We start from the raw sequence: 23,225 nt of genomic DNA, 5'->3' as shown, positions 1-23,225 counted from the left end.
CCCATTGGGAATCTGTTATATCTGACGGATAAGAACGTCTCTTCATAAAACTGTCATAAAAACTTATTCCATAGTTTTATAACCACAAATCTGTGCCGCCTAATTTCTTTATCTTTTCTTTACAAACAGTCTCTGAAATACTAACTTCTGAAGAACGGTTTAAAGCTATCAAAGAATGGGCAGAAAGTCATAATGACGATACACCCTTATTGTCTGATTATGCAGTCAGTCATGCTGGTATTTATGAGAAATATTAATCCATTAAATTTCTCTTAGAAACTAACATTATTTTACGACTAAGTTACTCTAAATTTGTTTGGTTTAGTTTTGTTTTAAAAAGTTTCTCCATTTCTTCTGAAGATAAGTCAGATGAGTAACCAATATCTGGATCTAAATTACTTAACTTTTCAAAGAAACTATTCCAAGCATCTTGATCATTTCTATTAGATAAAAGATACTGTTTTAATTCAGCACGACTCATTTTTTTATAGTTGGGTCTCGTCATCAATAAACCTCCAAATACCATTAGAAAAGATTACAATTTGTAATTCTTCATCATTTTCATTTCTAGTTAAAATAAAAATGGTTTTAAAGTTTGAATCATAGCGAAATAAATAAATTTGCTGATAAAGATTTGACAACATTTGACAAACCCGTACACAGCTTAACGCTTGCTCTATAGTTGGCAATTATCTTCCTTCAGGATTTGAATTTAGTTAATTATATTATAACGAAATAGTAAATAAAAAGATAGCAAGAAAGATGCTTGCACTACTAGAAAAATAGATTTTTCGTACCTCACCAATGACAATTATTCATTATCCATTATCAATTGTCCATCATTGACGTTATGATAAAAAAGTTAAGGAGTGTTAAGCTTTGAGAATATGGACGAGTCAAACAGCATACGTATCCGGGGTGCGAGACAACATAATCTGAAAAATATCGATCTCGAACTACCGCGCGATCGCCTGATTGTGTTTACAGGGGTGTCCGGTTCGGGAAAATCATCTTTAGCGTTTGATACCATCTTCGCTGAGGGACAACGACGTTATGTCGAGTCTCTGAGTGCTTATGCAAGACAGTTTTTGGGACAGTTAGATAAACCCGATGTAGATGCGATCGAAGGGTTAAGTCCCGCTATTTCTATCGACCAAAAATCAACCTCTCATAACCCTCGTTCAACGGTGGGAACGGTAACAGAAATATACGACTATTTACGCTTATTATTTGGTCGTGCTGGTGAACCCCATTGTCCTCACTGCGATCGCTTAATTGCACCCCAAAGCATCGATCAAATGTGCGATCGGGTTATGGAACTTTCAGATCGCACAAAATTCCAAATTTTAGCCCCTGTAGTACGAGGGAAAAAAGGAACCCATAAACAACTCTTATCCAGTTTAGCAAGCCAAGGATTTGTACGGGTAAGAGTTGACGGGGAAGTGAGAGAACTTTCCGATAATATTGAATTGAAAAAGACTCATTATCATGACATCGAAATAGTTGTCGATCGCCTCATAAAAAAAGAAGGAATAGAAGAAAGATTAGCAGATTCTTTAAGCACTTGTTTAACCCATGCTGACGGATTAGCAGTCATAGATATTCTCGGAGATGAAGATAATAATAACCCTTCAGAAATCATGTTTTCTGAAAACTTTGCTTGTCCCGAACATGGGGCAGTTATGGAAGAATTATCCCCCCGTTTATTCTCCTTTAATTCTCCCTATGGTGCTTGTCCTAATTGTCATGGATTAGGAAGTTTACGGAAATTTTCTCCTGATTTAGTAATACCTGATCCCAACGCTCCTTTATATTCTGCTGTTGCTCCTTGGTCAGAAAAAGATAATTCTTACTATTTATCCTTACTCTATAGTATTGGACAAGCTCACGGCTTTGAAATACAAACCGCTTGGAATCATTTAACCAAAGAACAACAAGACTTATTACTATATGGAAGCGAAGAACCTATCTGGTTTGAGCAAGACTCTCGCTTTGATAGTGGGAAAGGATACTATAAAAAATTTGACGGCATTTTAGAAATATTAGAGCGTAATTATAAAGACACTAACTCAGAGCTAATTAAACAAAAGATGGACAAATATATCGTTGATCAAACTTGCGAAGTTTGTCACGGAAAACGTCTTAAACCAGAAGCCTTATCCGTCCGTTTAGGAGAATGTAGCATTGATGAGTTGACCAGTGTTTCCATTGATAAATGTTTGTACAGAATAGATAACTTAGACTTAACCCCCAGACAAAAATTAATTGGGGAATTAGCACTAAAAGAAGTTAGAAACCGTTTACAATTTTTACTTGATGTCGGTTTAGATTATTTAACCCTAAACCGAGGAACGGCAACATTATCAGGGGGAGAGGCACAAAGAATTCGTCTCGCCACCCAAATCGGTTCAGGGTTAACAGGAGTCTTATATGTATTAGATGAACCCAGTATCGGCTTACATCAAAGGGACAACGGACGTTTACTAAATACCCTCAAAAAACTAAGAGATTTAGGTAATACATTAATCGTAGTTGAACACGACGAAGAAACTATCCGAACCGCCGATCACCTAGTTGATATTGGTCCCTTAGCAGGAATTCATGGGGGAAGCATTGTTTCTCAAGGTAATTTGAAAACCCTATTAAAAGCAAAAACATCTGTAACTGCTGACTATTTATCTGGCAAAAAAGTAATTAAAACGCCAGCAAAACGTAGAGCAGGAAATGGAAATAAACTCTGTCTAAAACAGTGTCATGCTAACAACTTAAAAAATATTGATGTAGAAATACCTTTAGGAAAATTAGTAGCAATTACTGGAGTTTCAGGGTCAGGAAAATCTACCTTAGTTAATGAATTATTATATCCTTCCCTCCAACATCATCTAACCAAAAAAGTACCCTTACCCAAGTCCTTAGATGAAGTCACAGGACTCGATGCTATTGATAAAGTAATTGTAATTGATCAGTCACCAATAGGCAGAACACCGAGATCCAACCCTGCAACTTATACAGGTATTTTTGATGGTATTCGGGAATTATTTTCTCAGACAGTAGAAGCCAAAGCAAGGGGTTATAAACCAGGTCGTTTTTCCTTCAATGTGAAAGGAGGAAGATGCGAAAATTGTGGGGGACAAGGAGTTAATGTTATTGAGATGAACTTTTTACCCGATGTCTATGTTCAATGTGAAGTTTGTAAAGGGGCAAGATACAACCGAGAAACTCTACAAGTTAAATATAAAGGTTATTCCATTGCTGATGTTTTAGACATGACAGTAGAAGAAGCATTAAGCGTATTTGAAAATATACCAAAAGCCGTCAAACGATTACAAACCCTAGTAGATGTTGGCTTAGGTTATGTTAAATTAGGACAGTCGGCACCCACTTTATCAGGAGGAGAAGCACAACGGGTTAAACTAGCCTCAGAATTGTCTCGTCGGGCAACAGGAAAAACCCTCTATTTAATCGATGAACCCACCACAGGATTGTCTTTTTATGACGTTCATCACTTATTAAATGTCTTACAAAGATTAGTGGATAAAGGCAATTCTATTTTAGTCATAGAACACAATTTAGACGTGATTCGCTGTTCAGATTGGATCATTGATTTAGGACCAGAAGGAGGCGATCAAGGAGGTAATATTGTTACCTTTGGAACCCCTGAAGATGTAGCAAAACATCCCACTTCTTACACAGGACAATATTTAAAAGAAGTCTTAAAACAATATCCCATATCAACTGATAAAGATTAACCTTAAAGCTTGACATAAATAGGTAGGTGTAATTAAATAAAAAATAGAAAAGTAGGTAGTCAAGGCTTTAGCCTTGATGATGACTATCTTTCTGGTCCTAAAGGACTAACTACAAACTTACATTTATTTTTACCTACCTATTTAGTATCATTATTAATACTATAAGGAAATGGAAGATGGTTAACTGCGATAACTATAACTATAGAGTTACTTGGTCAGTTGAAGACGAAGAATTTGTAGGATTATGCGTTGAATATCCTAGTTTGTCCTATCTTGATGAAGATCGTTATGCTGCACTTGAAGGTATTACAAACTTGGTAAAAGATGTCGTAGCTGATCTCGAAGCTAATGGAGAGAAAGTCCCACACCCATTGCCTCAAAAAGCTACAGTGAAAAATTTTAGGTAAGTATGATGAACACATTTCCGTAGGGATTAACGCCCGTTAACCCCTACAAGAAACACATCTTTAGTAGAAGTGTATCAAAATAGTCTTATTGTTATTTTTTCCCACCAAAACCATGCTTAACTCGCTTTACGTTTAGGTGCATTTGCTGCTAAACTAAGCAACCCTAAACTAATTAAGGTACTGGGTTCGGGAGTAGATTGGGGATCTTGTACAAGATTAACGGTAATGGTTTTAATTTGGCTGAAAGAACCGATTTCACCTGTGAATACTCAAAGATAATATTTCCTGTCACAAAACCTCTGTTCAAAATCACTATTTATTGAAAGTAGTTGAGAGAGCAAATTATGATTTACTTTTTGAATAGCTTGAGCAGTGTATTGAAGACAATTACTGAAAAAGCTTTCCAAAGTAAGCAAGCAAAAGATTCTCCTATAAATGTATTAGTTTTATACACTATTTTTGTATCTTACTGTTTAACTTTATTAGTTATGACTCAATTATTGAATCCTTAAAAAACAAGAAGATGGGTCTTCCCATCTTTCTAACTTGTAAGATACAGAAACACTGGATTGAAAATTAAGTACATAACTTAATCTTCTAGCAGGAGACGATAATCTTGAGGAAGTTTAGAAACTAATGTTTTACTGATGTTCATTCGCTGACTTTCATATTCATCAAGACTATTCTTATCTAGAAGGTTTAATTCTTCAGCAAGTGTCTGATCAATTTTATTCAGCATTTCACTGAAATTATGATCAGATTCTGCTACTTTGAGAATTTCTACTAAACGTTTTTGCTGTGATTCAGATAGCTGCGATAACCTTCCCAAGAAATTATATTCTTGAGCTAATTTCATCAGCTTTTCATTGACAATAAGATTGTTCATTGCTGATTACCTGTATGCTATTATTTATAATCAGTAAGATTGGGGGCTATGCCGCTACGCGAAAGGCAAAAGGCAAAAGGCAAAAAGCAAAAGGTAAAAACTATTAAAAGTTTTTCCTGCTTTGTTTATGTCCTCACTTTAATGCGTAGTGGAACAGTGTTTAAACATGAAAGCCCCATCAATCAAACTTGAAAGATTTGCATTAACTCATCTGTTGACGTAAACGTTTGATAAGACGTTCGTATCGTTTTCTTAAAGATGAGGGAGTGCAACTAACTTTCTTGTCAGAAAACAATGTAGAAATTGTTTTCCAATTCAGTCCTCTCATGATTCGTAAGATTAGAAGTTCACTTTCTAGTGGAGATAATTGCTTCCACAAAGTATCCAATGAACGTAAGTTATCTATGGTTTGATAAACTTGTTCACCACCAGACTGTTTAGAAGTTAGTTTATGTTCTATGGAGTCATAGTCAACTCGATATTTAAGTCTTTGTTTTCGACTCATTTCGCGAATGACATTGAGACTAAATCTCTTTAACATTGCTTCATAGCTTTTTACCTCTATTTCATGTTTATTCGTGTAAGAAATTACACGAAGGACTGACTCACTCAAAACCTCATGAGCATCAACATCTGTTAAATAATACTGCCGAAGTAACCGCTTAACATAAGCAAAAAAGTAGTTTGATTGCTTCAGTTGTTCTCCTGGTTCCGGTTTTAGAAGTGTTGATAGATAGAGGGCAAGTGGGTTATCATTTGGTTTCGTCATGGAAAATGCTCCTTATGGTGACATTGTACACACCTCCTTTGGTTGTGAAAGTTCTTAGCGCAACTTCTATAGCGCAATTTTTTATATTTCACCTATATAGTGTCACAAAACCCAAGAATGTGACACTATAAGATAGGAAGATAAAAATTTTTTCTATAGTATTCTCCCCAAACCCTGTCTCTGAAAAGCTTACAGGGTTTAGAATAGCTCAAAAATATTTTTTCTAAATACCGATCGCCCCAACCCCATCTTGAGTAAAACAGTTATTTTGTATTATTAAGACTCAAGATTAATTAAGCGATCGCACTAGGAAAAACAATATAGTAAAGACAAAAATTTCTAATCTTCACGGAAAAGTTAACCATTATCTTAATTTCACTTCTAGTTTTTCTTTCTTACAAAACCCTGTAGGGTGAGCATTGCCCACCCTACTACTGTTACAAATACAAACATCTATCAGACATGATGAACCTTAAGAATCTGTCTTTTTAGTTGTACTGCTTTTACTCTTAGTCGTGCGTTTTGTGGTAGTTTTCTTCTTAGTAGTGGTTTTACGAGTAGTTTTCTTCTTAGTTGTAGCCTTAGCTGCTAACAACTCCAAAGCCTTTTCTAAGGTAATAGTTTCAACGGTTTCCCCTTCCGGTAAACCAGCGTTCACCTTACCGTGTTTAACATAAACCCCATAAGGACCCTCGTAAACATTAACCGCTTCTTTATCTTCAGGATGAACCCCCAACTCTTTTAAAGGTTTCTTGGTACGACCACCACCCCGTCCCCGTTTGGGTTGGGCTAATAATTCCAAAGCCCTTTCCAAGGTAACAGTTAAGACATCATCCTCTTTTTTCAGCGATCGATAATCTTTCCCCTCTTTCCCTTGATCATGCACCACATAAGGGCCAAACCGTCCCAAACTGGCCTTAATTTTTGCCCCAGTTTCCGGATGGGTTCCCAGTAAACGAGGTAAGGCCAATAACCCCACCGCCATATCTAGGGTGACATCTTCCGCATTAGTTCCTTTGGGTAAAGAAGCACGTTTTGGCTTCTTATTCTCCTCACTAGCTTCTCCCAACTGTACATAAGGACCGTAACTACCAATCAAAAGATAAATAGCTTCTCCAGTTTCTGGATGTAACCCTACTTTTTGCGGTCCCTCCGTTTTCTGTTTCAATAACTTGTTAACCTGTTCAGGATCGAGATCCGAAGGTGTTAAATCAGTGGGAATAGACGCGGTAATTTTTTCCTCCTCCTGCAAAACTTCCACATAAGGACCAAACTTACCAATTTTTACCGTTGCGTCCAAATTCTCCAAATTAATCGCCTTAGCTACCCCAGGATCGATTTGATCAACCTGTACCTTAACCTGAGTATCTAACCCTTCTTCCCCCGAATAGAATTTTTTCAGATAGGGAACCCATTGGGCCTCCCCTGTAGCAATTTCATCCAGGGTTTGTTCCATTTTCGAGGTAAATTGAGTATCTACCAAATCAGGAAAATGGGTTTCCAGTAAACTGACCACAGCAAAAGCAGTAAACGTGGGAACTAAAGCTTTACCGCGCATTTGGGCATAACCGCGATCGCGGATAGTCCCAATAATACTGGCGTAGGTACTAGGCCGGCCAACCCCTTCCCCTTCCAACATTTTCACCAGGGAAGCTTCCGTATATCTTGCCGGAGGTTGGGTTTCGTGGCCCAAGACATCTAGCTCTTTACAGTCAGGATGATCACCTTCTTCCAAAGGCGGTAAGATCACCTCTTGGTTTTCAATAGCAGCATCGGGATCATCAGAACCCTCCACATAGGCACGGAAAAACCCAGGAAAATCGATCCGTTTCCCCGAAGAACGGAACCCTGCGTCCTCCACGTCCAAAAGAACGGTAATTTGAGTTAATTTAGCGTTAGCCATCTGAGAAGCTACAGTACGCTTCCAAATCAGGTCATAAAGGCCAAATTCTTGACCCGATAGCCCCGTTTCTTGGGGGGTACGGAAGCGATTACCAGCCGGACGTATGGCCTCGTGTGCTTCTTGGGCTCCTTTGCTTTTGGTGGTGTATTGACGGGGTTTGGGGCTTAAATATTGCTTACCATATTTTTCCTCAACGCAACTTCTAGCTGCTTTAATGGCTTCATCAGACAGATGAACCGAGTCCGTCCGCATATAGGTGATATAACCTTCTTCGTAGAGTTTCTGGGCGATGCGCATGGTATCTCGCGCCGATATACCCAGTTTACGGTTAGATTCTTGTTGCAGGGTGGAAGTAGTAAAAGGAGGATAGGGTTTACGGGTGGTAGCTTTTTCTTCCTTCTTATTAACAGTCCAAGTTTTCCCTTCTAATCTATCTTTGAGGGCGTTGGCCTCTTCTTCGCTGAGAAGCACCACCTTGCGCCCCTGAGCGATTTTACCAGTGTTGGGGTCAAAATCAGCACCCGTAGCGATTTTCTTGCCCTCAAGGGTGATTAACTTGGCTTCAAAGGGACTTTTTTCTTTTTCCAGTAAGGCTTTCAGGTCCCAATAGCCCCCAGATTGGAAAGCGAGGCGTTCCCGTTCCCGTTTTACCAGCAAACGTACAGCCACCGATTGAACCCGTCCGGCGGACAGTCCCCAAGCGATTTTTTTCCAGAGTAAGGGTGAAAGGGTGTAACCGTATAAACGGTCTAAAATACGGCGAGTTTCTTGGGCATGGACTAAATTTTCGTCAATATCCCGACAATTTTTCAGGGATTTTTGGATAGCTTCACGGGTGATCTCATGGAACACCATGCGTTTGATGGGAACTTTGGGCTTGAGAAGTTGTAATAAATGCCAACTGATGCTTTCCCCTTCTCTATCTTCGTCAGTGGCCAAGATTAATTCATCTGCGCTTTTCAAGGCTGATTTTAACCCCTGAACCACCTTTTTTTTGCCCTTGGGGATGACATAAATGGGTTCAAAGCCATCTTCGACATTGACCCCTAAGTTAGCCCAATCTTTGTCTTTATAGGAGGCGGGTATTTCATCGGCTGAAGCCGGAAGATCCCGAACATGGCCCATAGATGCCTCGACTTGGTATCCTTTGGGTAAGTAATTTCTAATAGTACGGGCTTTGGTTGGTGATTCAACAATAACAAGGGTTGACATAATCGTTGTTAATAATCAAGCAATTTTAGCGGATCTCATCAAGCCTGGGTAATGGGCTTATTCCTAGCTTATCAATTACAGAAAAAGGTAATCGGAACATCTATTATAAAAAATAACCCCTTTTAGGTAACTTAACACGAGCTTTCCTTAAGTTATATTTAATTTAATGAGAATTTTCTGAAGACCCATAACACAAAAACCTCCTGTCCAATCAAAGATTGTTACAGGAGATTAGAAAGATTGTTAAAGGAGATTAGGTCGAAAAACGCTTAAATGTCGAATTTATCGTTTAATTTATAGAGAATTTTTCCTTAATTTTGTTTTAAGGTTTGTAGTTGTTGCAGAAGTACATCAATTTCAGCTTGTAAATGTAAATATTTGACTTGTTGTGTTACTGAATAGGTTTCTCTCACTTTCATCATCCGATTCTCTCCATCTTTGACCCCATAAGTTTGATTATGAGAGTTTTTGGTGGTTGTTTTAGAAGAGTCGGAAGATACACGGGAAAGAGTTTGAGTTGTCATTGATGTTAAGTTAAGTATATCGACTTATATTGTTTGCTTTGCGATGTCCAGTATAACCAATCAGGTGCGATCGTGTATAGTCCATCACGCTAAAATTCTGGCATCGATGGGATCTCTCTACTGTTGTCTATGATACACAGTCATTAATTTTCCTTGAGGATTATAGACTTCTATTGATTTTCCTGTTTGATTACTCATTGTTTGTAAGCGGTGTTCAAAGGTAGAAAGATGTTTTAAAAGTTCCACTTGAATTTGTAAATTTCCTTTTGCTTTTGCTTGTAAGGCAATCATCCATAGTTGTTCTAAATAGTTGGATTTTAGTTGGATTTTAATTATTTTTTCTGTAATATCATACTTACATATTGGCTCTTCACTGTTACAAATTGCATCTAATTCTGATGAAATTTTCTCTAATTTTCTGATTTCATTTGATTTATTTCGAGCTTTAGCGAATGATAGTTTATAAGTTGATATTAACGGTTGAACCTCTTTCCATTTAAAGGTATTTCTAGGAACTTTATTAATATGAACTGTAGCCATACTCCAATAGTTAACTCCTTGTAACCATTGATTATTTTGCTCTGACTTTTTAGCTAATTTAGCATAATTATTCGCTTTTTCATACATTTTCACTGCGATACTTTCTTGTTCTTTTCGTTTTCCAATTCTATTTTTATTAGATATATAGGTTTTTAAAAGAAGACGAGATTCTGGATAACTAGTTGTTTCTGCTGGTATTTCCTGCAAACTTTTTATAGCTATTTTCCAACTGTTATAAACTAATTGTAAACTGTTTAGATTGTCGGCAGCATTTTCTTTCCTTTGAGCTAAGGATGCTGCTAATTTTGCTTGTTTTAGACTCTTATTAGCTTGCTTTTCTCTTACTATTTTTTGATTAATGAGTTGAATATTTTTTGAATATTCTTGATATTCTTTGTTTTTTACTTCTTCTAAAACATCGTTATCGTTAATCAATTCTATCTTTGCAATGGCAGTTTTTAATTTTTGTTTAACTGCTTCTAATTGTTGAATAGATAGAGATGATTGTTGAGATAACAATATTGCTTTTGCTTGTTTATTTTTAGCAGATTCTAGTAATAAAATATCATCTAGCTGTTGTTGATATTGATTCTTAAGTTGAGAATATTCTTGATAATAATCTGACCAGAAAGGAATTTTAGCCAATAAATTAATAGCTGATTTTAAATTATTTTTAACTAGATTAAGTTCAGCATCATTCAGGGGATTCTGCAACAATATTTCACTCTTAGAAAAAAGTTTTTCTGCTTGATAAATGTCCGAACATTTATCAAAAACACAAGGACGAGTTAACCCATAAACAAGACTAATAGTTGTGATAGTTGCCAAACTCCAACCCATCACTAACCATGATAATTGATTAGCCTGATTTTTTTTCTTAGAAGAATCAGTTGGTTTTTGTTGCCATTTTAAACCTAAATTTCTATATTTATTAAATATTTCAGAAGATAATGTAATTAATGAATTTGCTTTTTTATCTAACTCTAAGGAGCAATATTTACCATCAATGAAATAATAAATTTCCACAAAATAATCTTGAGATAAATTCTCTTTTTTGAGTCTTTTATATAAGAAAGCTTGAATTTTTTCTAAATTAAAATAATAATTATCAGAAAATTCCACTAAAACAAGCAAAACCTCTCCTAAAAAACAATTGACCCATAAAGGTACAGGAGATAAACCAGACTGTTCTAACTGTTTAGTCAATGACTCTTCTAAAGCAGTTAGTCTTTTTGTATCAGGGATACTCACCACTCCTCTGTTATCCATTTTTCTATTTTGCTATATTGATTGTTTTTATTATTGAGGAACAAAATAGTTAAAATATGTTCCCAATAATTAGTAATTACAAGGATGAAAAATGCTTTATCTTCTCGATTTTCAGGTAGAATACGGTCCCACAATGACCCAAACCGATCTCTTCTCTATTTGGTCACAAGAAGCAGAAACAGCTTTAAACGCCAAAAAAGCTGGTGTTGTAGTAGACTTATGGAAGTGTGTGGGAGAAAGACGGGTTATTGCTATTGTTAACGTAAACTCTCCCGATATGCTTGATCAAATCCTCTTTACTCTACCCATTATGAAAACAATGGGACAGTATGTTAAAGTGAAAGTAACATCCCTACGTCGTTATGAAGATTTTGCCGCAGATGTCAATCAATGGCTAAACGAAGCTAACAGTTAAGGAGTGGTTTGATAGTCAACGATCGCAATATTCCATTCTCCTAGTTGACTGGTTTGAAAGGCCACTTGAGATCCATCCCCTGTAATGGTAGGTTGCCTCACAGAACCCCGAACATTGGCCGTGAGTAGAGTTGATCGCTGTTTGTTGCGATCGTAAACCATGACATCTGGTTTACCCCGTTCCGTGGAAACATAAACCAGATAACGTCCATCAAAACTTAAACCAGGTTGATCCTGACTGGAATCTCTGCGATTAAGATTGGGTAAAGAGACAAGACGTTTTTCTTGTAAATCGAAAAGATAGATGTCCCGATGACCTTTACGTTCCGATGCAAACGCCAAATAACGACCGTCTCCGCTATAAGTTGGGTATTCTTCAGGGGACTTAGTATTCAGTCCTCCTGTGGGTATTTCTGGGGTGATAAGAAGGGGGTGACGACAGCTACTTAACATCATCCCCATGAACAGAGTAGAAAATATAAAAATACGAAAACGGATTTTCACAGAAATGGACAAAATATCAGCCAATATCTTCTAATCGCGCCATTCTTGCTTACTTAATAAATCAATGATAGAGTCTCTGAGAAGAAAATCATGTCTTTCCAGTTCACATTCTACACCAGGCCATTCACGGGCAGGAATATATTTGCAAAGAGTATAAATAGGTTGTCGTTGATGAAGTCTTCTTTCTCGAACTAACCTAGCTGCCTCCCCTTTAATGACATCAATGGTGTAGGTGGTGGGAGACTGAATGATCTTAACCATAACGAACTGCCTCGCAAAGCTTGCTGAACACGACACTAATAATGACTAATACCCAATTATCCGTCATCAAAGATACAGTTTCAACAAAATAAAACAATTTTTAACGTAAAGACACAAATGTCCCACCCTTTAACAATAGCACAAGTCTTGACAGAGTGGAGGCTAAGCCGTTTTGTTTGCTGGTCGGGCAGAATTCCCTAACCCGTAAAAGATAAGAGAATTATGCCCCACATTAGGTTAAACAAAACTAAACTTAGAGTAAGCCACTACTAGCTAAACCTAAGATAACACCAGCCCCCAGAACGTGGCCAAAGCTAGTGGTTCCTAGTAATGCGCCTAAACTCATACCACCAAACATATTAGGTGCCGGCAAACCGGGGCCTTCGTTGGGTTTGGCAATGGTGTAACTGCCGATGACAATGGCCAAAACATTACAAGCGATCATAACTAAGGCAACTTTGGGACTCCATTGGACGGTAGTACCTGTAACAGCCAAAAAAAGAGTTGAGTACATCAGAGGTGAGTTCTCCTAGAAAAAAGATGTCTATTAGTTTTTAATGTTAAGAATTAAGGGATTTGTGTCAATGATTATGTTGCAATACTTAACGAAACAAAAAAAAATTGCTAGAAACCCGATTTATCTGTTATGATTATATACTGTGCCTTGGAGAGGTGGCTGAGTGGTTGAAAGCGGCTCCCTGCTAAGGAGTTATGGGGTAACACCCATCGAGGGTTCGAATCCCTCCCTCTCCGTTTCAGCAAGTCAACCAACCCTAACCGGTTAAGCATCTAATTTACTATACTAGACTGATACCGGAGACGGGGAGAAAGGGAGACGGGGAGAAGGTTTGCTAATTTGTTGCTTAACTTCATGATATGCGGTTTAAATGCACAACAGCTTACCAATATAGGATTAATTATTAATTGTGTCGCATTTTTTAAATTTTTTGACAATTAAGAGAATAAGAAAAGATATTGAAGAAATTACAACTGTTTCTTGTAAGACAGCTAAAAAATTGTTGAGTTGGATAATTCCTCCTGTGAAAGTAAGTCTCCCCAAAATAGGAAAAGGAAAAGCAAAATAATTAGTAGTAAAAGGAAAAAAACATTGTACTCCAGCCGGAGGGTTACTGTCATCAGCTAACATATCTAATACAGTATGACTAAAATAAAGTCCCCATAACCAAACAAGAAATAAATAGGGGATTTTTCTCGAAAATCTTAGGCAAAAATAAAGAATAATACAAACAATAAATCCAACAGAAAAACTATGAGTAAATTGACGATGAATAATATTAAAGTCTTGATATAATAAATAACCCAAAATAAAATCGATATCGGGCAAATTAGCGATTAAAATAGCAGTGATAATCAATCGTTTTGATGAATAATACTTCAAAAATTGCTCATTTTCAGAAACTAAAAAAAAGCCTAAAAAACCTGCCAAACTATGACCAATGGGAGATGCCATTATAACTAATAAGAATTATTAACCATGAAAATCTAACTATTTAACATTAGACCATAACTTCGGTAGAATAAGAGTAAACAAAAATAGATTGCCAGAAAATAATCCAATCTTTCCAGATTATTAATGTATCCATAATCTTTTTATTTTAGTTCTACTTTCTCAATTATGACCTTATCTGCTAATCATCATCAATCTTCTCTCACCTCAGACATAGAAAAACTGATAGACAATTTAGCCGAACATCAACATGGTAAATTGATAGAGCGGGCATTAGGAGTCCTATTACGCATTGCTGGGGAAGAAGTTGATAGTTTAGACTGGAAAATACTGACTACTGCCTTAGAAGACTTAGAAAAAGGCTTTGAGGTATTCTATCCCTATCGTCACACTCGTAAGGTTACCATTTTTGGGTCGGCCCGTTTATCCCCCCAAAGTTCAGAATATCGCCTTGCAGTGGAATTTGCCCGTTATATTACTCAGTTTGGCTTTATGGTTTTAACAGGGGCCGGAGGCGGTATTATGGAGGCAGGAAACGAGGGTGCAGGAAGACAACATTCTTTTGGCTTAAATATTGACTTACCCTTTGAACAAGGAAGCAACCCTTTTATTGCTGGAGATGAGAAATTAATTAAGTTTAAATACTTTTTTACCCGTAAACTTTTCTTCTTAAAAGAAAGTGATGCAGTGGCTTTATTTCCTGGTGGTTTTGGGACTCAAGACGAAGCATTTGAAACTTTAACTCTCTGTCAAACTGGAAAATATGGCCCTTGTCCTTTAGTCTTAATTGATGAACCTGGGGGAGACTATTGGAAAACTTGGAATGAATATAATTATAACAATTTATTGTCACGGGGTTTAATTAGTGCAGAGGATTCTAGTCTTTATACTATTACTGATAGTTTAGCCACAGCTTGTAATGTAATTCGTGAGTTTTATTGTGTTTATCATTCCAGTCGCTATATCGATGATTTATTAGTGTTGCGACTTAATACAGAATTAACCTATGAACAAGTAGAACAATTGAATGAAGAATACACTGATATTTTAGTTAAAGGAAAAATTGAAAAAAGTTCGGAATTGCCTCCAGAAATAAACGATGAAACCCTAAATCTTCCCCGTTTAACTTTACATTTTAATCGGCGTAATTCAGGAAGACTTTATCAAATGATTAATCAAATTAATAAATTTGGTACTTGTTTACCCATTGAACCTCATCCCGAATGGAAATAGTTAAACAGTTAACAGTTAATAGTTGATAATTAATTGACTTGTAAAAAAATATTAGGACATATAAATTTTTGTTTTAGGGAATAGGTAAAAACGAAACAAAAATAAATAAAATGTCCTAATATTAATTGGTAAGGCTATAATAATTGAGTTTTATCCCAGAAATCAATTTTCTTTTAGTTGTTGACATAATTCTTTAAAATGATTCCCTCGATGTTCAAAGCTTTGATATTGATCAAAACTTGCACAAGCAGGGGATAAAAGAACTACTTTTGCCTTAAGTTCTCGTCCTACAGTTAAACTTCTTACTACTGCTTTATCCATTGTTTCTACAATTTCATAATCATGATACTTAGCATCATGAAGACATTTGGCAAAATTTTCAGCAGCTTCACCGATCAGTAATACTTTAGCAGCTTTTGACTTAATTTGGGCAATCCATTTATTATTATCTCCCTCTTTCCCTTCTCCTCCTGCTATTAAGATTACAGGAGATTTTACGGATAATAAACCAACTTCTGCTGCATCATAATTAGTTGCTTTACTATCATTAATAAAGTCAATTCCATCAATTGTTATGATATATTCTAAGCGATGAGGAACACCGGTAAATGTTGCTATTGCTGAGGCGATCGCCCCTTTTTCAATACCTGCTAATCTAGCTGCTGCAATAGCCATTAAAAGGTTTTGTTGATTATGAGAACCTGGCATTTTAAAAAGATTTAAAGGTAAAATTAATTCTCCAAAAGCTACAATCCAATTATCTTGAATATAAACCCCTTTACTAGGATCACAAAGTAAATTATCTTTGCCTTTTATAGTTGTCCAATAAGCATCGGCCCATTGATGTAAACCGGTTTGATGTAAATAAGGATCATCACCATTAAAGACTTGATATTCACTACGATATAAGAGAGATGCTTTAATTGCGTAATAGTTTTCCAGGGTTTTATGACGACTCAAATGATCGGCAGTAAAGGTTGTCCAAAGACCAATTTTAGGGCTTAATTCTTGAGATGATTCACATTGATAACTACTAACTTCTGCGATTATCCAATCATAGTTAGATGTGCTATCTTTTTGTAATTTAGATAAGGCTAATTCACAAGCAGCATAACCGATATTGCCACAAGAAGGTGCATTTAATTTTGCCCCTTTAAAAATAGCTGTAACTAAAGCAGTGGTGGTGGTTTTGCCATTTGTTCCTGTAATACCTACCCACGGAGATGAGTTAAGATATCGCCAAGCTAATTCTATTTCTCCTATAGTATCAATATTCTTTTCACGGGCTTCTATTAACAAAGGAATATCCCAAGGAACACCCGGACTAACGACAATTAATTGAGGTAAGGCACTAGAATTTAAGTTAGGTGTATGACCTAATTTAACTGTAATTCCTTCTGCTTGCAATTGTTGCTGTAAAGGGTTTAGACTCTCGGAAGTAGCACGATCGCTAATTATCACTTCCCATCCGTCTTGTTTGAGACATTTTGCTGCAGCAATACCTGATCTACCTAGTCCGATAATATAAGCTATGGCCATCGTTTTTATGGCTTCCTTGTCTATTGATAAATTATGGGTTATTTTACCACTTTATCAGGATTAAACTCAAGATTACAAATGTAAAATCACTCTCCTGCTTGTACAGTCTAGAAAAGGGTGTTAGTGTTCAAATTTAAAATGTAAATAATATAGCAGTTCTCATACTTTTTAGGTACACAGTTTTCTAGTTTTAGGAGTTAGATATTAGGTGTACTTCATGAGTCTGAAAAACACTATATATTACATTACATCAAACTAAACAAGCAAGAGGAAATAATAAATATTCCAAGAAAAATAATCGCCAGATAAACTGATAAAATTGAGCAATGGAATTTTTGTTTTCTAAATCAACCTTTTGACTACGCCATAATAGTAAGATTAGTAAGGCAATATGAGAACCTATCAATAATACTTGATTGATGTTAAACTTTGATAAAAATCCAATTGTTATCATTCCTAAATAGCAAAAGATAATCACACCACAAGAAATTTTAAAAATTGCTTTTTTTCCTAGTATGATCGTGAAGGTTTTAATATTATATTCCTTATCCCCTTCGAGATCGGGAACATCTTTAAATATGGCGATCGCAATGGTAAAAATAACCACGAACGCAGTCAAAATTAAAACTTCAGGCACTAGAAAAGGTGTGGTAGTGAAAGAGTAAATAAAGTATAAAAATACACCTAAATTAACAACAACTCCCCTAACCGTAAAAATACAAAAAGCAGCTAACAAAGGGAACCTTTTTAACCTAATGGGAGGCAAAGAATAAGCAGTACCAATAAGCAAACTAAGAACCACTGTTATCCCTAACCACATACCTCCTAACCAGGAAGTAATTATAGCTAAAATTCCTGTTATACCGACAATATAACGTCCTTGAACCTGAGAAAAATCTCCTGATGCTAGAGGAAGGTAAGGTTTATTAATTTTATCTATCTCTTGATCTTCTAATTGATTTAATCCAACAATATAAATATTGCCACATAAACAGGGAAATAAAGCAATTAAAAAATATTGAATATTTTCCAAATTAACCATACTATCTACAGTTGATAAAGCAATTAAATATAAAGCGAAGACACTTAAACTTGTACCAACAATGGTATGAGGACGAGAAAATTCCCAGAAACTTGATAACCAAGCGAGGGGATTTTTCCAAAAAATTCTAGGACTATTAATAGAGGTTTGAGACATGAATTTTTAACTAAATTAAGCCTGTAATTGTTTTATTTTACTACATTTTTCATATTCCTACTTTTAATTATCAGGAATAATTAACAACAAAATTAATTCTATATTCTACTCCTATTCCCCTCCTGGGAGGGGTTAGGGGTGGTTCGGGTTATAGTTTGGTTAAATTCCTAAATTATCATTCCCATGAACAACGAATATTCTTAACTTATTAATGATAATTTGTCGTGTCATCAATAATAAAATTCAACCTTATAGCGTTTCCCGGACTCATGAGGTACACCTAATATCGCTCCTCCGAACTCCGAACTCCGAACTCCGAACTCCGAACTCCGAACTCCTAAAACTAGAAAACTATGTACCTCACAAGTATGGGAACTACTATAATTGTTCTTATCTTAGTCGAGAATTGCTAATCATTTTTCTTTCTCCATAAACTAATAATTTATCTAAAGTTTCTAGTCTGTTTTCCCAAACTTGAACTTGATAAGTATAAATTTGTTTATGGTTTCTCATCCAGTTAGGAAACTGTTGTTTAAATTCCCTTAAAGTTTGTTGAGCTATTTTTAAATTTTGCTGTGATGGTTTCATTGCTAGTTGTTCCAAAGCTTTTTCTAAATTTTGTCCTTGATTATCAATATTTTTTAAGGTGTTTTTATCCATTTTTAACCTTTGTTTATCCGCTAAAAATCTCCATTCTTTTTGTAGAGATTGATATCGGAATAAAGCCGTTTTAAAAGGTTGACGATAGGGTAAAGGTTGGGTATTTTCAGAACTTTGAACCCGACTCAATAAACCTTGTAAAGAAGGAGTCAAATTTTCCGTAGCAAAGAGAGAAAAACCACTAATAGGCAAATTACGAACAAATTGTAATTGATCGATAGTCACAGGGTCAGGAACCTTCAATAAACGTAACCCAGGAATCACTAAAGCAGAGCGAGATAAACTATCATCAAAAACTAACTTAATCCGTTCTTCCAAATTATCAGTATCGAGAGCATAAGTCATCAAAACTATCATATCAACCCATTCTTGTCTCATCCATTCTTCCCAATTTTGTTGCAAACGAAAGACGCGATCTCTTTGTTCAATAGGAAAGACAGAAGCAGAAACAATTAACTCAGGTTTAACCCTTTTTAAATGACGAGATGCTCTGGCCACAAAACTATCAACTTGATTAACACGAAACTCCGTCCATTGATTCCATAAACGATGGCCGGGAGAAATTTCTATAGGGTCAACCCCAGTCATTTCTTGAAACAGATAACGAGAGGATTTACTATAACCAAAAGTTTGATTAATTTGCGGTTGTTGAAAGGGATAACGAATGTAATCAAATTGAATTCCATCTACATCATAATTCCGAACAATTTCATCAAATAATGACAGTAAATAGTCTTGAACTCTGGGGTTAGCAGGGTCAAGAAAAGCCTTTTTAAATTGTTGCCCCTGATCAAAATAATTACCCTTTTTATCCGTTATTCCCCAATCAGGATTACGGGAAAGCACTGGCCCTAAATAATTTTTCGGTTGTTCTAAGACCTTATTATGACCTTGATTAGCTGCCGCAAACACCCAAACCCAAGCATGAAGTTCCATGTTGCGTTCGTGGGCTAATTTAATGGCAACTTTGAGGGGGTCCCAACCTTTAGTTAAGGGGTTTTGTTCCGGTGCTACCTTAGAAGGATAAATAGGATAACTAGCGTTGACAGTTTCCATGAAAACCGTATTAATACCAGCTTCGGCCATACGGTCGAATAATACCGCTAACTCCGCTTCTGAACTGGTTTTGACAATACTGCCCCGGTCTAACCACATAGCCCGCACTTCCGGTTGAGCCACAGAGCGATCGCTAGGATAATTATCCCAGAGACTACGACGGGCCTTTAACCAGACTTGTCGCGCTTGTTTGTCTTGTTTTTGTTGTAATAATCCTTGAAATTGTTGCAGACTAAGTTTAGCTTGCTTGAGAGCTTCTTGGGACTGACTCAGGGCTAAATTATTTTGGTTGGAAATTGGTTGGTTATGGGCAAGGGAGGCGATCAGGGTACTTTCAAAGCGAACAATGAGGTTAGATAACTCCTCTGTCATGTTTTGGGCTTGTTGAGGGGAAATACCCGGCACTGTGGCAGGATTTGGCCGATAATTCAACCCTTGAGAACGGCGATCGCTGATCAAAATTTCTGAGGGAAGAGAAGACTCTGGGGTGAGATCGATTTTAATTAAAGTTTGTTCTGGGGTGGTTTGAGGTTTTTCTGGTTGGGGAAGATATACAGGGGGCAAAATGGGGGAAGATTGCTGAGGGGTATTGAAATCTACTATATTGCAAGGGGGAATTTCTCCACTATTTTCTGCGACTAATTGATTGGTTTCGTTGATACCATAGCGATTTAAAACAGTTTTTAACCAAGTAACATCAAAGGCGGCAGAGGTTACACCATTAAACCCCCAACGCCACCCTAAAAAAATGGTTTGCTCATTGATCATGACTGCCGGAGGTTTGTTTTCTGTTAACCAGACAGCAAGGGGTTGAGCAGTAAGGGAACTGGGAATGATCACCCCCCCGATCAAAGAACCACTGAGACTGGCCGGGTTAACGAAGCCAAGTTGACTGGTATCTTGAACTCTGATGGTAGAAGGACTGGAGGTAGAAAAGCCCCAATAAGCCCCAAATAAAGCCCGTAACTGGTCTCTAACGGCAGATTCAGATAAATTACCCGTTGGTCCGCTAACAATCAGATTTCCGCCCCTTGATACCAAATTTTCTATGGCTTCTGCCTGTTGCCCGGTAATGGTTTCTATATTGGGCAGAAATAGGGTGCGAACGTTTCTAAGGTCTTCTGCTGTCTGCCAATTTTCTGCTTCGAGCAAACAAAATTGCATTCCGGTGGCGAGGAGACGATTCCGAATGGATGTCCACTGTTGTTGATTTTCGGGACTTCTCACTACTCCTACTCTACCCAGGAGTGCATGGGAGGGTGTGATTAAGAAACTCGAAGCAATGAGGGGTGAAAGTAATTTCAGTAGGGATTTTAGACTAAAAACTACTTTTTTTTTCTTCAATGGCTTAGTTTGTTCCCTTTTGACTTTCCTCAACACAACACACTCCTCACTATCTGATTTATTGGCATTTTTTAAATTTCGATTATTCTATCGTAAACTGTGCTTATGGTGGCATTTCGTAATAGCATTATTCTCTAATTTCTTTATTGTAAGCAATCCCTAAGGCTTTGGGTGGGGAGACTTTACCCCCTAATCCTAATAATGCTAATAAAGCAACAAGATATGGCAACACATTCAAAAATTGATAGGGAATATTGAGATTAAAAGCTTGTATTCTTAACTGTAGGGCTTCTGTTGCTCCAAATAAAAAACAAGCTGCCATTATTCCCAGAGGGTGCCACCTTCCAAAAATTACGGCAGCTAGGGCAATATATCCTTTTCCGGAGACAATTCCTTCAGCAAAATATTGGATATGAACTAGGGCTAAATAAGCTCCCCCAATTCCACATAATAGCCCCGATAAAGTTACACAAATATAACGAATGAAGTTAACAGAAATTCCTGCTGTTTCTGCGGCTAAGGGATATTGACCTACGGCTCTAACTGACAAGCCAAAATTTGTATCAAATAAGATATGAATACTAAAAAATGCACAAAAAATCAAGAAAAATACAAATAAGTTTTCAACAGATAAAATCAACTTGTATTTTTCAGAAGTTAACCAATCAAAAATGGATAGTTTAGGTAATGTATTGGTAGCTCTTTGGGAAAAAATAAGGCGACTCAAAAAAGCAGATAATCCACTTATAGATAAATTAATTCCTAAAGCTGAGACAATTTGATTGACTTTTAAAGTAATAGATAAATAAGCGTGTAATAATGCAACTAATCCAGCAATTACAGAGCCTAGTATTAATCCTAACCAAGCATTATTAGTTAGCAAAGCAATAGAAGCACTCACAAAAGCTCCTGTTAATAACATTCCTTCTAAAGCAATATTTAAAACCCCAGAACGTTCTGACCACATTCCTCCTAAAGCAGCAAAACCAAGAGGAATAGATAAACGAATTGTTGCTGCTAAATAATCCACCAAAAAACTCATTTCAGAAACAAAAAAATAAACTTTACAGTTGAGAAGAGGCAGGAGGCAGGAGGCAGGAGTAGCTTTACAGCTATATTTATGTCCGACTACTTATATTCCAATTAGCTCTCTGTTTCCTTCCATAACTTCACCTATTTCATAAGCTAATATATCTTTACTTTTAAGCCATTCTATGGTACTAATTGCTTGATTTTTAGGAACAATAATAACGAAACCAATTCCCATATTAAAAGTGTTGAACATAGCAGAAGATTCAACATTTCCCATATCAGCAATCCATTGAAAAATAGGTAAAACTGGCCAAGCTTCTGGATTAATTTTAATAGATTGATTTTCCTTTAAACAACGGGGTAAATTTTCAGGTAAACCCCCTCCTGTAATATGAGCCATAGCCTTAATTTCCGAACCTGATTTTAACGCTTCTAGAATAGGTTGAACATAAATTTGTGTCGGTGTTAAGAGAACTTCTCCTAAAGTTTTCTCACCTAATTTATCAAAGCGATCGCTCCAGTTTATATCATTAACTTCAACAATTTTACGAACTAAACTAAAACCATTACTATGAACTCCACTACTACTTAACCCAATAGCCACATCACCAACCTGAATTTGTGAACCATCCAGCAGTTTACTTTTTTCCACAATACCCACACAAAATCCTGCCACATCGTATTCACCCACTCCATAAAAACCCGGCATTTCTGCGGTTTCTCCCCCTAATAAAGAGCAACCACTCAAACGACATCCTTCCACAATTCCTGTTACCACATCACTCAATTGTTGAGGGTTTAATTTTCCTGTAGCCAAATAATCTAAAAAGAATAAAGGTTTAGCCCCAGAAGTTAAAATATCATTGACACACATAGCCACCAAATCGATACCAATAGTATGATGAGAATTGATAGCTTGAGCGATTTTTAACTTAGTTCCTACCCCATCGGTACCAGAAACTAAAACAGGATTTTCATAACCTGTGGGTAACTCAAAATAACCTCCAAAACCCCCTAATCCTCCTAAAACCTGGGAACTGTAGGTACTCTCCACAGAACGACGAATTTTATCGACAAATGAACGACCGGCCTCAATATTAACCCCTGCGTCTTGATAGTCCATAGAAAACTGGAGAAACTCTGTTAACTTGCATTCAGTCATTGTAACTGATATTCTCTTAAATATCTCAGAAGAATTTATCCTCTAAAACTTTCATAATTAACTTATTTATCGAGATATAGTCTCTTAAGAATTGG

21 protein-coding genes and 1 tRNA gene are annotated in these 23,225 nt (G+C 36.5%); 6 read left to right on the top strand and 16 right to left on the bottom strand.

Annotation, left to right across the window (positions count from 1 at the left end):
* The first annotated feature begins 92 nt into the window (after positions 1-92).
* Positions 93-257, top strand: a complete 165-nt coding sequence (locus QNJ66_RS11795) for a hypothetical protein (RefSeq protein ID WP_300506852.1) — start codon at positions 93-95, stop codon at positions 255-257.
* Between the two features lie 44 nt (positions 258-301).
* Here the strand turns inward: QNJ66_RS11795 and QNJ66_RS11790 are convergent, their stop codons facing one another.
* Positions 302-505 carry a hypothetical protein gene (locus QNJ66_RS11790; protein WP_300506849.1) on the bottom strand — a complete coding sequence of 68 codons (204 nt, stop codon included), beginning with the start codon at positions 503-505 and terminating at the stop codon, positions 302-304.
* Positions 506-887: 382 nt separating this feature from the next.
* On the opposite strand from QNJ66_RS11790, the gene uvrA reads away from it, so the two are divergent.
* Both uvrA and QNJ66_RS11775 read left to right on the top strand, forming a co-directional pair.
* Complete coding sequence (gene uvrA, locus QNJ66_RS11780) at positions 888-3,749, top strand: excinuclease ABC subunit UvrA (RefSeq protein WP_300506844.1); 2,862 nt, start codon at positions 888-890, stop codon at positions 3,747-3,749.
* A 176-nt stretch (positions 3,750-3,925) separates the two neighbouring features.
* Positions 3,926-4,156 carry a toxin-antitoxin system HicB family antitoxin gene (locus QNJ66_RS11775; RefSeq protein WP_300506841.1) on the top strand — a complete coding sequence of 77 codons (231 nt, stop codon included), beginning with the start codon at positions 3,926-3,928 and terminating at the stop codon, positions 4,154-4,156.
* 116 nt (positions 4,157-4,272) lie between these two features.
* Here QNJ66_RS11775 and QNJ66_RS26180 read toward each other — a convergent pair whose 3' ends face one another.
* The 6 genes from QNJ66_RS26180 to QNJ66_RS11750 form a co-directional block, all read right to left on the bottom strand.
* Positions 4,273-4,383 (bottom strand): PEP-CTERM sorting domain-containing protein, encoded by a 111-nt coding sequence (locus QNJ66_RS26180; protein WP_366146281.1) that lies wholly within the window; start codon positions 4,381-4,383, stop codon positions 4,273-4,275.
* A 362-nt stretch (positions 4,384-4,745) separates the two neighbouring features.
* Positions 4,746-5,042: a hypothetical protein gene (locus QNJ66_RS11770; protein ID WP_300506838.1), complete on the bottom strand. Its 297-nt coding sequence runs from the start codon at positions 5,040-5,042 to the stop codon at positions 4,746-4,748.
* A 202-nt stretch (positions 5,043-5,244) separates the two neighbouring features.
* Positions 5,245-5,811 carry a sigma-70 family RNA polymerase sigma factor gene (locus QNJ66_RS11765; protein WP_300506835.1) on the bottom strand — a complete coding sequence of 189 codons (567 nt, stop codon included), beginning with the start codon at positions 5,809-5,811 and terminating at the stop codon, positions 5,245-5,247.
* A gap of 472 nt (positions 5,812-6,283) precedes the next feature.
* The gene (gene topA, locus QNJ66_RS11760; protein WP_300506832.1) at positions 6,284-8,926 is read right to left on the bottom strand and encodes a type I DNA topoisomerase; all 2,643 of its coding nucleotides are present in this window, start codon (positions 8,924-8,926) and stop codon (positions 6,284-6,286) included.
* A 311-nt stretch (positions 8,927-9,237) separates the two neighbouring features.
* The gene (locus QNJ66_RS11755) at positions 9,238-9,450 is read right to left on the bottom strand and encodes an aspartate kinase (protein ID WP_300506829.1); all 213 of its coding nucleotides are present in this window, start codon (positions 9,448-9,450) and stop codon (positions 9,238-9,240) included.
* 117 nt (positions 9,451-9,567) lie between these two features.
* Positions 9,568-11,259, bottom strand: coding sequence for a hypothetical protein (locus QNJ66_RS11750; protein ID WP_300506827.1), 1,692 nt, complete (start codon positions 11,257-11,259; stop codon positions 9,568-9,570).
* A 91-nt stretch (positions 11,260-11,350) separates the two neighbouring features.
* Between QNJ66_RS11750 and QNJ66_RS11745 the strand changes: the two genes are divergently transcribed.
* Positions 11,351-11,674, top strand: a complete 324-nt coding sequence (locus QNJ66_RS11745; protein WP_300506824.1) for a muconolactone Delta-isomerase family protein — start codon at positions 11,351-11,353, stop codon at positions 11,672-11,674.
* On the opposite strand, the gene QNJ66_RS11740 is transcribed toward QNJ66_RS11745, so the two are convergent.
* The 3 genes from QNJ66_RS11740 to psaK form a co-directional block, all read right to left on the bottom strand.
* On the bottom strand, positions 11,671-12,135 hold the full coding sequence (locus QNJ66_RS11740) for a biopolymer transporter (RefSeq protein WP_300506856.1): 465 nt from the start codon (positions 12,133-12,135) through the stop codon (positions 11,671-11,673). The two genes, QNJ66_RS11745 and QNJ66_RS11740, sit on opposite strands and share 4 nt — an antisense overlap.
* Positions 12,136-12,207: 72 nt before the next feature.
* On the bottom strand, positions 12,208-12,438 hold the full coding sequence (locus QNJ66_RS11735) for a DUF4327 family protein (protein ID WP_300506821.1): 231 nt from the start codon (positions 12,436-12,438) through the stop codon (positions 12,208-12,210).
* A 253-nt stretch (positions 12,439-12,691) separates the two neighbouring features.
* Complete coding sequence (gene psaK / locus QNJ66_RS11730) at positions 12,692-12,952, bottom strand: photosystem I reaction center subunit PsaK (RefSeq protein WP_300506819.1); 261 nt, start codon at positions 12,950-12,952, stop codon at positions 12,692-12,694.
* Between the two features lie 152 nt (positions 12,953-13,104).
* Between psaK and QNJ66_RS11725 the strand changes: the two genes are divergently transcribed.
* Positions 13,105-13,191: transfer RNA gene (locus tag QNJ66_RS11725), tRNA-Ser, on the top strand.
* A gap of 160 nt (positions 13,192-13,351) precedes the next feature.
* On the opposite strand, the gene QNJ66_RS11720 is transcribed toward QNJ66_RS11725, so the two are convergent.
* Positions 13,352-13,909: a metal-dependent hydrolase gene (locus tag QNJ66_RS11720; protein ID WP_300506817.1), complete on the bottom strand. Its 558-nt coding sequence runs from the start codon at positions 13,907-13,909 to the stop codon at positions 13,352-13,354.
* A 165-nt stretch (positions 13,910-14,074) separates the two neighbouring features.
* Between QNJ66_RS11720 and QNJ66_RS11715 the strand changes: the two genes are divergently transcribed.
* The gene (locus QNJ66_RS11715) at positions 14,075-15,139 is read left to right on the top strand and encodes an LOG family protein (RefSeq protein WP_300506814.1); all 1,065 of its coding nucleotides are present in this window, start codon (positions 14,075-14,077) and stop codon (positions 15,137-15,139) included.
* Positions 15,140-15,301: 162 nt separating this feature from the next.
* Here QNJ66_RS11715 and murD read toward each other — a convergent pair whose 3' ends face one another.
* The 5 genes from murD to purM all read right to left on the bottom strand — a co-directional run bounded on the left by murD (position 15,302) and on the right by purM (position 23,091).
* Positions 15,302-16,678 carry a UDP-N-acetylmuramoyl-L-alanine--D-glutamate ligase gene (murD, locus tag QNJ66_RS11710; protein ID WP_300506811.1) on the bottom strand — a complete coding sequence of 459 codons (1,377 nt, stop codon included), beginning with the start codon at positions 16,676-16,678 and terminating at the stop codon, positions 15,302-15,304.
* 250 nt (positions 16,679-16,928) lie between these two features.
* Positions 16,929-17,876 carry a homogentisate phytyltransferase gene (locus QNJ66_RS11705; protein WP_300506808.1) on the bottom strand — a complete coding sequence of 316 codons (948 nt, stop codon included), beginning with the start codon at positions 17,874-17,876 and terminating at the stop codon, positions 16,929-16,931.
* Positions 17,877-18,266: 390 nt separating this feature from the next.
* Complete coding sequence (locus QNJ66_RS11700; protein WP_300506805.1) at positions 18,267-20,972, bottom strand: family 10 glycosylhydrolase; 2,706 nt, start codon at positions 20,970-20,972, stop codon at positions 18,267-18,269.
* A gap of 91 nt (positions 20,973-21,063) precedes the next feature.
* Positions 21,064-21,978 carry an ABC transporter permease gene (locus tag QNJ66_RS11695; protein ID WP_300506803.1) on the bottom strand — a complete coding sequence of 305 codons (915 nt, stop codon included), beginning with the start codon at positions 21,976-21,978 and terminating at the stop codon, positions 21,064-21,066.
* A 90-nt stretch (positions 21,979-22,068) separates the two neighbouring features.
* The gene (gene purM / locus QNJ66_RS11690) at positions 22,069-23,091 is read right to left on the bottom strand and encodes a phosphoribosylformylglycinamidine cyclo-ligase (protein WP_300506854.1); all 1,023 of its coding nucleotides are present in this window, start codon (positions 23,089-23,091) and stop codon (positions 22,069-22,071) included.
* Positions 23,092-23,225 lie beyond the last annotated feature (134 nt).

It is taken from the genome of Crocosphaera sp. (genome assembly GCF_030064895.1).
Taxonomy (GTDB): domain Bacteria; phylum Cyanobacteriota; class Cyanobacteriia; order Cyanobacteriales; family Microcystaceae; genus Crocosphaera.
Note: the sequence above shows the minus strand (reverse complement) of the source record. Positions and strands in the feature narration are given on the sequence as shown.